The 13,494-nt window shown below is 62.9% G+C and carries 16 protein-coding genes; 8 read left to right on the top strand and 8 right to left on the bottom strand.

Annotation, left to right across the window (positions count from 1 at the left end; all coding sequences use genetic code 11):
- Positions 1-60: 60 nt before the first annotated feature.
- From V6590_RS00645 to V6590_RS00635, 3 genes are read right to left on the bottom strand one after another with little or no spacing between them, the layout of a single operon-like run.
- The gene (locus tag V6590_RS00645; protein WP_335417992.1) at positions 61-765 is read right to left on the bottom strand and encodes a CbiX/SirB N-terminal domain-containing protein; all 705 of its coding nucleotides are present in this window, start codon (positions 763-765) and stop codon (positions 61-63) included.
- 60 nt (positions 766-825) lie between these two features.
- On the bottom strand, positions 826-1,752 hold the full coding sequence (locus tag V6590_RS00640; protein WP_335417987.1) for a LysR substrate-binding domain-containing protein: 927 nt from the start codon (positions 1,750-1,752) through the stop codon (positions 826-828).
- Between the two features lie 34 nt (positions 1,753-1,786).
- On the bottom strand, positions 1,787-2,164 hold the full coding sequence (locus V6590_RS00635; RefSeq protein ID WP_335417984.1) for an ArsC/Spx/MgsR family protein: 378 nt from the start codon (positions 2,162-2,164) through the stop codon (positions 1,787-1,789).
- A gap of 139 nt (positions 2,165-2,303) precedes the next feature.
- Between V6590_RS00635 and V6590_RS00630 the strand changes: the two genes are divergently transcribed.
- Positions 2,304-3,218, top strand: coding sequence for a calcium-binding protein (locus V6590_RS00630; protein ID WP_335417982.1), 915 nt, complete (start codon positions 2,304-2,306; stop codon positions 3,216-3,218).
- Between the two features lies 1 nt (position 3,219).
- Here the strand turns inward: V6590_RS00630 and V6590_RS00625 are convergent, their stop codons facing one another.
- A complete protein-coding gene (locus tag V6590_RS00625; protein ID WP_335417979.1) occupies positions 3,220-5,055 on the bottom strand; it encodes an ABCB family ABC transporter ATP-binding protein/permease in 1,836 nt (611 codons plus the stop codon).
- Between the two features lie 85 nt (positions 5,056-5,140).
- On the opposite strand from V6590_RS00625, the gene V6590_RS00620 reads away from it, so the two are divergent.
- Entirely contained in the window at positions 5,141-5,485 is a 345-nt protein-coding gene (locus tag V6590_RS00620) for an ArsR/SmtB family transcription factor (protein WP_335417975.1), read from the top strand.
- Here the strand turns inward: V6590_RS00620 and V6590_RS00615 are convergent.
- The gene (locus tag V6590_RS00615; protein ID WP_335417972.1) at positions 5,463-6,836 is read right to left on the bottom strand and encodes a LysM peptidoglycan-binding domain-containing protein; all 1,374 of its coding nucleotides are present in this window, start codon (positions 6,834-6,836) and stop codon (positions 5,463-5,465) included. The two genes, V6590_RS00620 and V6590_RS00615, sit on opposite strands and share 23 nt — an antisense overlap.
- 114 nt (positions 6,837-6,950) lie before the next feature.
- Here V6590_RS00615 and V6590_RS00610 point away from each other — a divergent pair, with 114 nt between their 5' ends.
- The 3 genes from V6590_RS00610 to V6590_RS00600 all read left to right on the top strand — a co-directional run bounded on the left by V6590_RS00610 (position 6,951) and on the right by V6590_RS00600 (position 9,565).
- Complete coding sequence (locus V6590_RS00610; protein WP_335417969.1) at positions 6,951-7,511, top strand: LOG family protein; 561 nt, start codon at positions 6,951-6,953, stop codon at positions 7,509-7,511.
- A 195-nt stretch (positions 7,512-7,706) separates the two neighbouring features.
- The gene (locus V6590_RS00605) at positions 7,707-8,003 is read left to right on the top strand and encodes a hypothetical protein (RefSeq protein ID WP_335417965.1); all 297 of its coding nucleotides are present in this window, start codon (positions 7,707-7,709) and stop codon (positions 8,001-8,003) included.
- Positions 7,991-9,565: a methyl-accepting chemotaxis protein gene (locus tag V6590_RS00600; RefSeq protein ID WP_335417963.1), complete on the top strand. Its 1,575-nt coding sequence runs from the start codon at positions 7,991-7,993 to the stop codon at positions 9,563-9,565. The genes V6590_RS00605 and V6590_RS00600 overlap by 13 nt, the downstream gene beginning before the upstream one ends.
- Before the next feature lie 37 nt (positions 9,566-9,602).
- Here the strand turns inward: V6590_RS00600 and V6590_RS00595 are convergent, their stop codons facing one another.
- The gene (locus V6590_RS00595) at positions 9,603-9,905 is read right to left on the bottom strand and encodes a hypothetical protein (protein WP_335417960.1); all 303 of its coding nucleotides are present in this window, start codon (positions 9,903-9,905) and stop codon (positions 9,603-9,605) included.
- 97 nt (positions 9,906-10,002) lie between these two features.
- On the opposite strand from V6590_RS00595, the gene V6590_RS00590 reads away from it, so the two are divergent.
- Together V6590_RS00590 and V6590_RS00585 are read left to right on the top strand one after the other, a co-directional pair.
- Positions 10,003-10,488, top strand: coding sequence for a DUF2244 domain-containing protein (locus tag V6590_RS00590; RefSeq protein WP_434063217.1), 486 nt, complete (start codon positions 10,003-10,005; stop codon positions 10,486-10,488).
- 86 nt (positions 10,489-10,574) lie between these two features.
- Positions 10,575-10,955 carry a VOC family protein gene (locus tag V6590_RS00585; protein ID WP_335417953.1) on the top strand — a complete coding sequence of 127 codons (381 nt, stop codon included), beginning with the start codon at positions 10,575-10,577 and terminating at the stop codon, positions 10,953-10,955.
- A gap of 6 nt (positions 10,956-10,961) precedes the next feature.
- Here V6590_RS00585 and V6590_RS00580 read toward each other — a convergent pair whose 3' ends face one another.
- Positions 10,962-11,495 carry a helix-turn-helix domain-containing protein gene (locus V6590_RS00580; protein WP_335417950.1) on the bottom strand — a complete coding sequence of 178 codons (534 nt, stop codon included), beginning with the start codon at positions 11,493-11,495 and terminating at the stop codon, positions 10,962-10,964.
- A gap of 101 nt (positions 11,496-11,596) precedes the next feature.
- Positions 11,597-12,055: a GatB/YqeY domain-containing protein gene (locus V6590_RS00575; protein ID WP_335419339.1), complete on the bottom strand. Its 459-nt coding sequence runs from the start codon at positions 12,053-12,055 to the stop codon at positions 11,597-11,599.
- A gap of 188 nt (positions 12,056-12,243) precedes the next feature.
- Between V6590_RS00575 and carA the strand changes: the two genes are divergently transcribed.
- On the top strand, positions 12,244-13,398 hold the full coding sequence (gene carA / locus V6590_RS00570) for a glutamine-hydrolyzing carbamoyl-phosphate synthase small subunit (RefSeq protein WP_335417947.1): 1,155 nt from the start codon (positions 12,244-12,246) through the stop codon (positions 13,396-13,398).
- Positions 13,399-13,494: the final 96 nt, after the last annotated feature.

The raw sequence follows: 13,494 nt of genomic DNA, 5'->3' as shown, positions 1-13,494 counted from the left end.
CCAAGGGCAGGATGGCGGGAGGACGGCGTTCAAGGCACCGCAGGGCCTGGTGCGGGAAATCTAACGTCCGTTCATCAAAGCCTGCGCAATCATCCGTGCGGCATCCGGATGTTCGCCGATGGCAGGCAAAAGCGGGCCCGAAAAGCCCGCCCGACGCAGGGCATGCGGCACATCATCCGACACATGGCCCGCACGAGTGGCAAAGAAGGGCAGGCAAAGCGCAGGCCCACGGATCGCCGCTGCCGCATCGGCCAGAAAAGGGGCTTCTTCCACATAGCCTGTCACAACCGGCGCGGGCCCCGCCGCGCGCAGCCGCGCAGCAAGGGATTCGGTTATTGTGGCCGAGGCGCGTGACACCTGCGAGCCATGCGCTGCCAGCAGCAACGTGGCGTCAGCAGGCAGGCCATGGGCGACACGGGCCGCCGCAGCCGTCTGGCCCAGCAGATCGGCCATGCCCGGGTCATGGCCGAAGGCAGGCAGTTGCTCGGAACCTCCTGCCCCCGCCTCTTGCAACCGGCGCGGCAGGGTTTTGCGGGTAAACCAGCCTTCGGCCATGAAAAATGGATAGATCACCGCATCGGGCAAGGCCGCCAATGCGGCCTCCAAGGCGCCCGGCAAGGCCAGCGTGGTGCCCGCCACCTGCCAGCCCGGCAACCACAGGCGCACCCGTGTCGCCAGCGCCATCATCCAGCCTTCTTGCGGCTGCGGATCGGCGGGCGACCCATGGGCCACAAGAATGGCACGGCGGCTGGCTTCATCGGTCATGGGTCCCCCTTGGCTGAGGCCAGAGATAGCCGGGGCATGGCGATTGTCCAGCACCTGCCTTCAACGGGCGAAACCCGTGGTCATTTCGGCGGCACAATGGCTGATGAAGGCCCGCACTGTCTGGGCGGCACGCGCGCCTTCGGCCAGAACCAGCCCAAGACGGATCGTCCGCACAGGCGCAGATGCGCCGCCGTCCAGTGGCACAAAAACCAGCGGGCAGCCATCGGGGCTGCGATCCGACCAGGGCGGGATATTGGCGATGGAATAACCAAAGCCCTGCCCCACAAGGCTTTGCATCACCGCCATGTCGCGGGTGCGCTCGGCGATGCGGGGGCGCAGACCGGCAGCGGCGAAAAGCGACAGAAAGTAGTCGGCCGACAGCGGCAGGTCGAGCAGCACCATCGGATGCGGGGCCAGATCGCCCGGGCTGACCGAACCCCGCCCGGCCAGCGGATGCCCCGCCGGAAACAGCGCATAGGGCGGCAGCTCGGCCAGCGGCACGAATTCCAGATCGGGCGGGATCATCAGATCATATGACAGGGCCAGATCCAGATCGGCCCGGCGCAACCCATCAAAGATTTCCTGCTGATTGCGTTCGAACTGATGGAAATCGACAGCCGGATACCGGTCGATGAAACTGCGACGCAGACGCGGCAGGACGACCTGTGCAAAGGTCACAAGGCAGCCTACCGCCAAGGGCCCACCCACCTGCCCGGTGATGCGGTTGGCCAGATCGTTCAACTGCGCCGCCTGGGCCAGCACCACCCGGGCCTGTTCGACAAATTGCCGCCCGCCTTGAGTCAGCGACAGGCCATGGGCGTGTTTGCGCACGAAAAGCGGCAGTCCGAATTCCTGTTCCAACTGTGCAATGGCCGCCGAAATGGAAGGCGATGACACATTCACCTTGTCCGACGCCTGAGCAATGGACCCATATTCGCCGACAGCGACCAGATATTCCAACTGGCGCAAGGTAAAGCGCAGGGGCATCCGTCGCCTTTCGCTGATTTGGGTTAGGGTCAGCCTAACCCTTGGCAGGGTCTGCGCCAAGAGGCAACAGATCCTCAAGCCGCGCCAGAGGGCGGCACAGCGCGGTGCCCCGGTCTGTCTGCACAAAGGGCCGTTCCACCAGAACCGGATCCGCCAGCATTGCAGCAAGGATCGTGGCTTCTGCGGCGCCCCGCAGCGCCGCAGCACCGGGCGCCTTGTGGCGCAACGCATCGGAAGGACGCAGGCCTGCCGCCGCAAGCAAATCCTGCAGGCTTTCCTCTGTCCAGCCCGTATCCAGGTAGCGGATCACCCGCGGCGTCAGGCCCGCATCCTCCAGCGCGGCCAAAGCCTTGCGCGAGCTGGAACAGGCAGGATTGTGCCAGATCGTGGCTGCGGGATTGCTTTTCGTCATGGTCCAATCCTAGGTCAGCCCCTTGCCCGGATGCAACCGCCGCAGTTCCGGCAGGGCACGGAAATGCAGGAGAATTGCCCATGATTCACCACAATTATCGCCTAGACCCAGCCCAATCGTTCATGTGCCGGGGCAGAAGATGGATCCGACCTATACTTTGTACATCCTGATGTTCCTGGGTTTCATGGGCATGGATCTGGGCCTGTTCAGTTCGGATGACGACGAGGAAACGCCAACGCCCGTCGATCCCGAGAACCCGCTTTACGAGGCCGAAGACTATTCAGCCCGTATCGACGGAACCGATGGCGATGATGACCTTGAACCGCCCGCCGGCCAAGAGAACCTTGCCTGGTTCCTTCTGGATGGCGATGACAGTCTGGACGGTTCAGACAGCGATGATTACGCCAATCTTGGCGCGGGCGATGATCTGGCCCTTCTGCGGGAGGGCAACGACATCGCGATGGGCGGCACCGGCAATGACACCATCGATTCCGGCGTGGGCTTCGATACGGTTTCCGGTGGCGAGGGCGACGATGAACTGGATGGAAATGGCGGCAATGATCTGCTTGCCGGCCATGTCGGCAATGATACCGTCCTGGGCGGCAGCGGATCAGACATGCTTTATGGCGGGGATGGTGATGATTTCCTGTCGGGCATGTCGGAAACCCGCAGCGAAAATGAAGGCGATGCCCAGGTGGATGGGCTCGACACGCTGGAAGGCGGCGCGGGCAATGACCGGCTGTTGCTGGGCCTTGGGGATCGTGGCACCGGTGGCGCGGGCAATGATCTGTTCCAGATCGACCGGCGCAACGATGAACTGGATCAGATCACCCAGATCACCGATTACGGCACAGGCGACCGGCTGGAGCTGTTCTACACCCCTGCCACCGATGATGAGGGCAATGCGATCACCCCGGAGATTACCGTCACCGCCAATGAGGATGGCACGGCTGGCATCATCCGCTTTGACGGCGCGGTGATCGCCGAGGTTCTGGGGGGCCAGAACCTGACGCTCGATGACATCGCGCTGGTGACAGACCCGAGCCGCCCCTAGGTCAAGCGGCCTCGGCCTCTTCCTCGGCGGCCTGTAGCGCCCACATGGCCGCATAACGCCCGCCACGTGCCAGAAGCGCCTCATGGGTGCCTTCTTCAAGAATGCGGCCTGCCTCCAGCACCACGATGCGGTCGGCATCGGCAATGGTCGAAAGCCGGTGCGCAATGGTGATCACGGTGCGGCCCTGCCCCATTTCACGCAGCGAATGCTGGATGTCGCTTTCGGTCTGGGTATCCAGCGCCGAAGTGGCCTCGTCCAGCAGCAGGATCGGCGGATTTTTCAGCAAGGTGCGCGCAATGCCCACGCGCTGCTTTTCCCCACCTGACAGCTTCAATCCGCGCTCCCCCACCGTGGTGGCATAGCCATCGGGCAGCGACAGGATGAAATCATGGATGCGCGCGGCCCTGGCTGCGGCCTCCACCTCTGCCTGAGTGGCATCGGCGCGGCCATAGGCGATGTTGTAATAGATTGTATCGTTGAACAGCACGGTATCCTGCGGCACCACCCCGATGGCCCGGTGCAGGCTGTCTTGGGTCACCTCGCGGATATCCTGCCCGTCGATCGTCAGCCGCCCGGCGGTCACGTCATAGAACCGGAACAGCAACCGTCCGATGGTCGATTTGCCCGACCCCGAGTGACCCACCAGCGCCACAGTCTGACCGGGTGGCACATCCAGCGTGATGCCCTGCAGGATCGGCCGTTCCGGGTCATAGGCGAAATGCACATCTTCCAGCCGGATATGCCCCCCCGCGACGCGCAGCGCAGCTGCGCCCGGCTTGTCGGTGATTTCAGCCGGCTGCAGCAAAAGGCCGAACATCTGCCCCATATCGACCAGCGCCTGACGGATTTCGCGATAGACCGTGCCCAGGAAGTTCAGCGGCATGGTGATCTGGATCATATAGGCATTGACCATGACGAAATCGCCCACGGTCAGCACCCCCGCCTGCACACCTTTGGCCGCCATGACCATGACCGCCACCAGACCGCTGGTGATGATGAGCGATTGCCCGGCATTGAGAAACGCCAGCGACTGCCCGGTCTTGACGGCCGCGGCCTCATATCCCTCCATCGCGCGGTCATAACGCGCGGCTTCACGCCCGGCGGCGGCAAAGTAGCGGACAGTTTCGAAATTCAGCAGGCTGTCGATGGCTTTCTGATTTGCGTCGGTGTCCTGATCGTTCATCTGGCGCCGGATCGCCACGCGCCATTCTGTCACCTTCAGGGTAAAGGTGACATACAGCGCGATGGTCACGACCACGACCACCATATATTGCCAGCCGAACAGCAAGGCGAAGATCGCGGCGACCATGGACAGTTCGAGGATCAGCGGCCCGATCGAAAACAGCATGAAGCGGAGCAGGAAATCGACGCCCTTCACCCCGCGTTCGATGATGCGCGACAGCCCGCCGGTCTTGCGGGTGATGTGATAGCGCAGCGACAGTGCATGGATGTGGGTAAAGGTTTCCAAGGCCAGCTTGCGCAGCGCCCGTTGCCCGACCCGCACGAACACCGCGTCGCGCAATTCGCCAAACGCCACTGCCCCCAGGCGCGCAAGGCCGTAGGCCACCGTCAGCCCCACCGCTGTCAGCCCGATCAGCGTGCCAGTATCGGGGGTATCGCCCGCCAGCGCATCCACTGCCTGTTTGTAGAAGAAGGGGGTCGAGACCGACACGATCTTGGCCGCCACCAACATTGCCAGCGCCATGACAACGCGGCGCTTTACCCAGCTTTCGCCCCGGGGCCAGAGATAGGGGGCCACGCGGCGCAGAGTCACCCAGCCGCTGGTGCTGGGGGTATCGGCATCGGAAGAAGTCATCGAGTCGGTCGGTCGGCGCATGCGGGCTTCCTTGCCCTTGCCGGTTGATCGCGCGGCAAGGCTGGGTTACACAGGTTCAATTCAACGTTTCATGAGTAGTTGAAAGATGGAGCGGAGTAAAGTCCTCGCCTGCCTGTCCGCCCTGGCCCATGAGGCCCGGCTTGATCTGGTGCGCCTGCTGGTGCGCCGGGGCGAAGCCGGGATGGCAGCCGGCGATATCGGGCGGGAACTGGGTCTGACCGCCTCGCGCCTGTCCTTTCATCTGGCCGCGCTGGAACAGGCCGGGCTGTTGCGATCGCAGCGGGTGTCGCGCAATGTGATCTATGCGGTGGACACGGCGGCCATCGGCCAGATGATTCACTATCTTCTGGCCGATTGCTGCGCCGATCATCCCGAAGTGCGCGCCTGTTGCGATGGTGCGCGCGGGCTCAGTTCCCTGTCGGCACCGTGAACACCTGCCCCGGATAGATCAGGTTCGGGTCGCGGATCTGATCCTTGTTGGCCTCGAACACCTTCACATAAAGCACCCCGTCGCCAAAATTGTCGCGTGCGATGCGCCACAGGGTAAAGCCCGGCTGCACGGTTACGGTAACCGGCTGGGGAGCTGGCGCGGGTTCGGCCGTTGTGGTGGCTGCAGGCGCTGCGGCACCCGTCGCAGCCACCGCGTCCGGTTCAGCCGCAGGAGTGGCCGGGGCCGCAGCCGTGGCTGCAGGCTCGGCGGGTGTGTCGGGCACGGTGCCAGCTTGCGGCGCGGGGTCGGGCTGGGCCTGTGCGGCGGGGCTGGTCTCGGTCGCACCGGCCTGCGCACCTGACGCCAGCGGCACACCGGGTGCGGCAGGGGGCTTGATGACAGCGGCCAGCGCCTCAATCGTTTCGCGCTGGAACGGCGTTTCAAACCGGGCGGTCACTGCGCCACTGCCATCGAGTTGATCGGCGCGCAGGGTGTAAAGCCCGGGCGCCACATCGCGCAGCACCTTCATCCAGCTGCCATTGGCCGACACCAGAGCCTGCGCAATTTCGGCATTGTCGAGATAAAGGCGCACCGTCGCCCCGGGCTGGCCCTGCCCCGACAATTGCACCGCCCCATCGGGCAGATAGGTGATGGCGGCAATGGTCAGGTCGGCTGTAGAGCCTTCGCCCTGCAGAACCTGAACCCCGGTGTCATCAATCAGAATGGCCGTTGGGGGCGCCTGCGGTTCTGCTGCGGCAGGCTCTGCCGCCAACTCGGCCACGGCTGCGCCCTCTGGCGTCGTGGCTTCTGCGACGGTTGCCGGATCCGGACCCACCACAGGTTCAATGGCAACGGATTGGTCCGAAACGCTTTCTTGTCCGTCCAGCCTTGCAACCATGGTCAGTAGCCGTGGCTGATCCGAGGCAGGCAGGCTGAACATCGCCACAAAAGCCCCGGCCCCATCCGCCACGGCCTGCGCGGTTTCCGCCCCATCCACCAACAGCGCGACCGAGGCGCCGACCGGCGCACGTCCGGCGACCAGCGCCTCGCCCTCGGGTGTGATCCGCACAGTATCAAAACTGGGGGCCGCCAGGGGTGCGGGATCGGCAACGGTGGCCTGCCCCGAAACCGGCTGGCCTGTTGGTTCTGCCACAGGTGCCGGCTCTGCGGACGGCACGGGTTCGGGGGTTGGCACCGACGCAGGCTCTGATCCCGCACTGATCAGGGGCACCGGGGCGGGTGCAGGTGGGCGCTGCACATACCACAACAAGGCCACCACCGCTGCAACCCCAACCGCCACGGCCCCCGCCGTTGCAGCACCTGCCCCGCCGAAGATCTTGTTTCCAGACATCACATCCCCTTCCCGACGCTCTTGTCCGGCGCCGCTTCCTTTTGCCCAGAAACCCCGATACACCCTGAAAAAGCAACAGGATTCAGGGCAAGAAACAGGATTTCAGGGGTCGCCATGTCCTTCACCCATTCCATCTGTGTCTTCTGTGGCGCGCGCAGCGGCACCAACCCTGCCCATGCGACCGCAGCGCGCGAAACCGGGGCGATGATCGCATCCCAAGGATGGCGGTTGGTCTATGGGGCGGGGGATGTCGGGCTGATGGGCGAAGTGGCGCGCAGTGCCATGTCCGCCGGTGCATCCAGCCTTGGGGTGATCCCCGTTCATCTGATGCAGCGCGAAATCGGCAAGCGCGACCTGACCCAGTTTGTGATCACGCAGGACATGCATGAACGCAAGAAGGTCATGTTCATGAATTCCGATGCCATTGTGGTGCTGCCGGGCGGTGCCGGATCGCTGGACGAATTTTTCGAAGTGCTGACCTGGGCGCAGATCGGGCTGCATGGCAAACCGATCTTCCTGCTGGATGTGAAGGGCTATTGGCAGCCCCTGATCGGGCTTCTCGATCACATTATCGCCGAAGGGTTTGCCGATGCCACGATGCGGCAGCTGTTTTCCATCGTGCCGGATGTGACGCGCCTGCAAGCCGATCTTAGTGACGCCCTGACCCGGGGCTGAAGCCCATAACCTGCCTGAACAGGCCTGCCCCCCACAGCCTTGATGATCCGGCCCCATTTGTGTGGCCCGGCCGTCCCGTATTGGGCCAACACATGCCGCTACGGAAGCGAAGCCCCAGGGATCGCGCCTGATTTCATCCCCGGAAAGCATTGGGAAAGAAATCCTCCGTATAAGGCCAGATGTGGAGAGGTCGCGATGAATGGATTTGTGATGGGCAGTTCGGTGGTGGCCGTGGCTCTTTCGCCGCTTCTGGCGCTGTTTGCCGCTGCGCCCCCGCCTGAAGGGGGGGTTGCGCTCGTGGTCGCCGCGCCCTGGGGCAAGGCAGCCGCGCAAGTCGCGCAGGATGCGCACATCCAGGAAATCGGCCCGGAACGCGCGCCGATCGGTGTTCTGGTTAAGTTGGGAGACGAGGGCTCTGTCACCCGGCTCTACGAAAACGGTGCCTGGTTTGTGGTCAATGGGCAAAGGATTCTGGAATTATGCAGCAGTTGAAAAGCAACCTGTCATGGTTGGCAGAAGGAACGTCATTCGTCGGCAATGAAAGTGCCGCGCTGAAGGTCTGTTCATGGGTGATGATCCCGGTTCCCGCTTTGGCGGCGCTGATCCTGAATGATCTGTCCACCTGGTGGATTTTCGCGGCCATCAGTATTGGCCTTGGGGTTCTGACCGATCAGACAAAATCCATGCAGCCCGACACGCGCGACTATGTGCTGAGCTTCTGTTTCGTGGCCCATTGCATCTTGTTCACCGCATCGCTGACGGGCCATCCGTGGCAGATGGATACGCATATGCTGTTTTTCGCGGCATTGGCGATCGTTTCAACCCTGGGCAATCCGATGGCATTGCTCTTTGCCACGGCGCTTGTGGCGGTTCACCATCTGTCGTTCAGCATCGTGATACCAAGCCTTGTCTATCCGGGGGGTGATCTGCTGTCGAACCTGGCGCGGACGGTGCTTCACGCGGTCATCGTTCTGATGGAAACCGGTGTTCTGCTGATCAGCATGAAGCTGCGAAGCGAAGCGCGCGCCGAAGTGCTGCTGCAGCAAGAAGCTGTCAAGGCCCAGGCCGAAGCCGCCTCCATCGCAGAGGCCACAGCCATCGAAAACCAGAGATATGCGGCACAGGTTGTCGCCGTGTTTGGTGAACATCTGGCCGAGCTTGCACGGGGCAATCTGAATTGTGAAATTCCGCAGAACTTCCCGGCGGAATATGAACAATTGCGCGAAACCTTCAACGCCACGGTTGCCGCGCTGAACGAAACGATCAACGAGGTCGTCGCCGCGTCCATGGGGATCGACGACACCGCAAAAGACGTGACGCGGGCATCGGAAGACATGTCCCGTCGGTCGGAAAGCCAGGCGGCAACCCTGGAAGAAACCGCCGCTGCCATTGCTGAGATGACAGCCTCTGTCCGGTCCGCGGCAGAGGGGGCACGGAATGTGGAACAGGTGATGGGGCAGGCCCGTACCGAAGCCGAACAAAGCGGCGCCATTGTCCGCAACGCCGTGGTCGCGGTGCAGGCAATCGAAAGCTCGGCCAAGAAAATTGCCCAGATCATCAATGTGATCGACGAAATTGCCTTCCAAACCAACCTGCTGGCCCTGAATGCCGGGGTAGAAGCCGCGCGCGCAGGCGATGCCGGTCGCGGCTTTGCCGTCGTCGCAACCGAAGTGCGGGGATTGGCACAGCGCTCGGCCGATGCCGCGACCGAGATCAAACAGCTTATCAGTGACAGCACCCAGCAAGTGGACAAGGGCGTCCTGCTGGTCCGGAATGCCGGGGAATCGATTGGCCAGATCGTTCACAGGGTCAATGAAATCTCGGGTCTGGTGACAAACATCTCGCAGGGCGCAATGGAACAGGCCAATGGCCTGAACGAGATCAACACCGGAATGCGCGAACTGGATCAGGCCACGCAGCGCAACTCCGCGATGGTCGAGGAAGCCACCTCTGCCTGCAAGGCGCTGCATACGGATGCAAGTCGTCTCGCAGGGCTGATGTCCCGGTTCCAGATCAGGGCATCGGGCGGAAGAATGCCGAAATGGGTGGCCTGAACCTGTCCGACGGCCAAGCCCTAAAGGCTATTGCCGCTTATGAACAAGGGCCAGCAAGCTCCACCAGATAGGTGGTCTTGCCTGGGCCTTGGGGCAGAACCGCCGTCAAATGCACGGTCAGATCGCAGTCTTGCACCCGCACTGTCCAGATATCGCGCCCGTCCTTGGTTGTGCCCGAATTGCTGATCGCACCGATCGGAGCCTGCCGGACGGCATCGGCCACGGCCGCATCACCCAGGATCGCCGTGATCTTTTCGGCGCTGTCGTAATAAGGCGAAAGCGCCGCCAACGCGGGCTGCGCCGCAATCAGGGCCAAGACTGCGAGGGCACGCTTGGGCATAGGGCATCCTTTCTGAGGCTGATGTTGCAGCATTGCAGCCACCCATTGCCGGTTCAACCCCCTTTTCTTTTGTCGCGCCGGACATATGATTTCGCCCATGCCCTATGAATGGCTTCCTTCCTCCTCAGAAGGTGACCGCCTTCACCTTTGGCCCTACCGGTCCTTGCCGCGCAGGGGCTTTGTCTGGTTTGTGGGCGGAACGGCTGCCCTGATCGCAGTCCCATTGCTGACGGTGATCGGCTCGCCCGTGCTTTGGGGGCTGCTGCCCTTTCTTTGCCTGGCCATTGCCTTCCTGTGGTGGGCCTTGCAGCGATCCTATCGTGATGGCGAAATTCTGGAAGACCTGCAGCTGACCGACAGCCGCATTACCCTGACGCGCCACGGCCCACGCGGCACCCGCAGGGAGTGGGAGGCAAATCCCTATTGGGTGCGTATCGCGCTGCATACGACCGGCGGGCCGGTGCCGCACTATCTGACGCTGCAGGGCGGCCCACGCGAGGTGGAGCTTGGCGCCTTCCTGACCCCCGAGGAACGGCAGGCATTGGCACGCGACCTGACCTTGCGGCTGGCGACCCGGCGCTGAGTGTCAGGGGGCTTCTGGCGCGTTTCTTCAATACAGCGGCGCGCAATTCGGCCCATATGGCAAGACCATCAGACAGGAGCCTGACGATGATCTTCCGCTATACCATTCTTTATGTGCAGGACGTGCGCGCCACGCTGGATTTCTATGCCCGTGCCTTTGGCCAGACGCAGGGATTTCTGCACGACTCGGGCGATTTCGGCGAATTGCAGACCGGCGAAACCAAACTCAGCTTCTGTTCCATCGCGCTGATGGGACAATTGGGCAAGAAGGTTGCAACCGAACCGTCCGCCCTGCCCGCCTTTGAAATTGCCTTTGAAACCGATGATGTGCAGGCGGCGCTGGACCGCGCTCTGGCCGCCGGGGCCGAACTGGTGCAGGGGGTCGAACAGATGGATTGGGGCCAGACCACCGCCTATGTGCGCACACCGGACGGCACCATGGTCGAAATCTGCACCGCAGTCGGCTGATCCGGCCTAAAGTCCGGGCGCAAGAATGGCGTCCATGGCCCTGGCATCGGCCAACAACCGGGCGGGCGTGGCGGCATGAAACTGGCGCGCCTCCCGGGTGAAATGGGCCTGATCGGCAAACCCGGCATCCACCGCCGCCTCGACCAGCGGGATGCCTTGCCGCGCAAGGGAAAGCGCCTGCCGCAACCGGATCAGCCGCAGCCAGAACAGCGGCGGCTGGCCGGTCAGGTGTCGCGCCATCCGCTGCAGGCTGCGCGGGCTGACCCCCAATCGTCGTGCAAGGCCCGTAACCCCGACCGCCGGGTACTGCCGTGCCTCGACCAGCAGATCCTCTACCGGGGCGGGCACATGACATAGCGCCGCCACAGCCGCCTGCCCGGCTTCGGGATCATCCGCCTTCAACTGATGGAACAGATCGTCAGGCACCTGCGCGCCGGGTGCCAGCCGATGCCCGATCAGCGCGGCCCCTGCCGCGCCTGTCAACACCCGCCGCTGCGGATCGAGCGTGGAAAGCTTCCAGAACGGGGCGACACCGGGCATCTGCACCCAGATCACATCGCGACAGCCATCGGGCCAGATGCAAACCGGCCCGGATTGCAGCCGCGATACATGCCAGCTCGCCCGAATGATGCCCCGATCTGTCAGGCCAGCTTGTCCTTCACCATCGGACCCACCGCGCCGAAATCCATCTGGCCGGTATATTTGGCCTTCAGAACGGCCATCACCTTGCCCATGTCGCGAATGCTGGTCGCCCCGGCCGCGTCAATCGCCGCGTCAATCGCAGCCCCCACTTCACCGGCCTCCAGCTGACGTGGCAGAAATTCGGAAATCACCCCGATTTCCGCCATTTCCTTTTCCGCCAGTTCCAGCCGCCCGCCTTCTTCATAGGCGCGGGCACTTTCCTGCCGCTGCTTCACCATCTTGCCCAGGATCGCGGTGATCGCGGTATCATCCACTTCGCCCGCCTCGGACTCGCCGCGCAGCGCGATCTCGCGATCCTTGATTGCGGCGTTGATCAGGCGCAGGGTGGAGAGGCGATCCGCCTCCTTGGCCTTCATCGCTTCTTTCAGCGCCGTTTGCAGCTGCTCACGCAAGCTCATGGTCATGTCATCCATCGGTTTCGCCAGATTGTGAGGATACAGGCTGGCTGCAGGCGTGACAACTGTGAACGGCCAAGGCAAGCCATTGATCGTGCACGATTATTTAATTTACCCTTTGTCGACCGATGCGCCCTTGACCATGGATCGCCCTGCCCGTAGGTTCCCAGCCGTTTATCCGGAGAGTCGCCATGCCCAGCCAGACCGCACCCACCGCCTGCCTTGCCCTTGCAGACGGAACGATCTTCTACGGCAAAGGATTCGGCACCCCGGGTGAAACGGTGGCGGAACTGGTCTTCAACACCGCAATGACCGGCTATCAGGAGATCATGACCGATCCTTCCTATGCCGGGCAAGTCGTGACTTTCACCTTTCCCCATATCGGCAATACCGGGGTGACGGCAGAAGATGACGAAACGGCCGATCCCGTTGCGGCAGGCATGGTGGTGAAATGGGACCCGACAGAGCCGTCCAACTGGCGCGCGACGTCGGACCTGCAGCAATGGATGGCGGCAAAGGGACGGATCGGTATTGGTGGCATCGACACCCGCCGCCTGACCCGGGCGATCCGCCAGCAGGGCGCACCGCATGTGGCGCTGGCCTTCAACCCCGAGGGCCAGTTTGACATCGCGGCGCTCGTCGCCAAGGCGCGGGCCTGGAAAGGGCTGGTCGGGCTTGATCTGGCAAAGGGTGTATCCTGTACCCAATCCTATGTCTGGGATGAACAGCGTTGGGCCTGGCCGGACGGCTATACCCGCCGCGAAGGCCCCGGTCTGAAGGTGGTGGCGGTGGATTATGGCGCAAAGCGCAATATCCTGCGCTGTCTGGCATCAGTAGGCTGCGAGGTGATCGTATTGCCCGCAACAGCCACCGCCGAAGAGGTGCTGGCCCATAACCCCGAAGGGGTCTTCCTGTCGAATGGCCCCGGCGATCCGGCGGCGACCGGCGTCTATGCAGTTCCGATGATCCAGGGCGTGCTGGCGCGTGACCTGCCGGTCTTTGGCATCTGCCTTGGCCACCAGATGCTGGCGCTGGCGCTTGGGGCCAAGACTGTCAAGATGGGCCATGGCCACCATGGAGCCAACCATCCGGTCAAGGAAGTGCAAACCGGCAAGGTGGAAATCACCTCGATGAACCACGGCTTCACGGTCGATGCCCAGACCCTGCCGGCAGGGGTGATTGAAACCCATGTCTCGCTGTTTGATGGCACCAATTGCGGCATCGCGATTGAAGGCAAGCCGGTTTTCTCGGTGCAGCATCACCCCGAAGCCAGCCCCGGACCGCAGGACAGTTTCTATCTGTTCGACCGTTTCGCCAAGGCGATGCAGGAACGTCGTGCGGGCTGATATCCGGCATTTCAGTTGAATACGCCGCAGATCACTCGCTCGCGTTAACCATTCATTAACCTTTTCTCTGCGATGCTTGTGTGTCGCAAGAGAAAC

It is taken from the genome of Gemmobacter denitrificans (genome assembly GCF_036964905.1).
GTDB lineage: Bacteria > Pseudomonadota > Alphaproteobacteria > Rhodobacterales > Rhodobacteraceae > Gemmobacter > Gemmobacter denitrificans.
The sequence above is the reverse complement of the archived record's forward strand: the minus strand, read 5'-3'. Positions and strand labels throughout refer to the sequence as shown.

Excerpts from the sequence above, each read along its gene's own strand:
- V6590_RS00615 (WP_335417972.1), bottom strand. The coding sequence starts at position 6,836 with ATGTCTGGAAACAAGATCTTCGGCGGGGCAGGTGCTGCAACGGCGGGG.
- V6590_RS00635 (WP_335417984.1), bottom strand. The coding sequence starts at position 2,164 with ATGACGAAAAGCAATCCCGCAGCCACGATCTGGCACAATCCTGCCTGT.
- V6590_RS00620 (WP_335417975.1), top strand. The coding sequence starts at position 5,141 with ATGGAGCGGAGTAAAGTCCTCGCCTGCCTGTCCGCCCTGGCCCATGAG.
- V6590_RS00575 (WP_335419339.1), bottom strand. The coding sequence starts at position 12,055 with ATGAGCTTGCGTGAGCAGCTGCAAACGGCGCTGAAAGAAGCGATGAAG.
- V6590_RS00580 (WP_335417950.1), bottom strand. The coding sequence starts at position 11,495 with ATGCCCGGTGTCGCCCCGTTCTGGAAGCTTTCCACGCTCGATCCGCAG.
- V6590_RS00645 (WP_335417992.1), bottom strand. The coding sequence starts at position 765 with ATGACCGATGAAGCCAGCCGCCGTGCCATTCTTGTGGCCCATGGGTCG.
- V6590_RS00585 (WP_335417953.1), top strand. The coding sequence starts at position 10,575 with ATGATCTTCCGCTATACCATTCTTTATGTGCAGGACGTGCGCGCCACG.
- V6590_RS00600 (WP_335417963.1), top strand. The coding sequence starts at position 7,991 with ATGCAGCAGTTGAAAAGCAACCTGTCATGGTTGGCAGAAGGAACGTCA.
- carA (WP_335417947.1), top strand. The coding sequence starts at position 12,244 with ATGCCCAGCCAGACCGCACCCACCGCCTGCCTTGCCCTTGCAGACGGA.
- V6590_RS00595 (WP_335417960.1), bottom strand. The coding sequence starts at position 9,905 with ATGCCCAAGCGTGCCCTCGCAGTCTTGGCCCTGATTGCGGCGCAGCCC.
- V6590_RS00630 (WP_335417982.1), top strand. The coding sequence starts at position 2,304 with ATGGATCCGACCTATACTTTGTACATCCTGATGTTCCTGGGTTTCATG.
- V6590_RS00625 (WP_335417979.1), bottom strand. The coding sequence starts at position 5,055 with ATGCGCCGACCGACCGACTCGATGACTTCTTCCGATGCCGATACCCCC.
- V6590_RS00610 (WP_335417969.1), top strand. The coding sequence starts at position 6,951 with ATGTCCTTCACCCATTCCATCTGTGTCTTCTGTGGCGCGCGCAGCGGC.
- V6590_RS00605 (WP_335417965.1), top strand. The coding sequence starts at position 7,707 with ATGAATGGATTTGTGATGGGCAGTTCGGTGGTGGCCGTGGCTCTTTCG.
- V6590_RS00640 (WP_335417987.1), bottom strand. The coding sequence starts at position 1,752 with ATGCCCCTGCGCTTTACCTTGCGCCAGTTGGAATATCTGGTCGCTGTC.
- V6590_RS00590 (WP_434063217.1), top strand. The coding sequence starts at position 10,003 with ATGCCCTATGAATGGCTTCCTTCCTCCTCAGAAGGTGACCGCCTTCAC.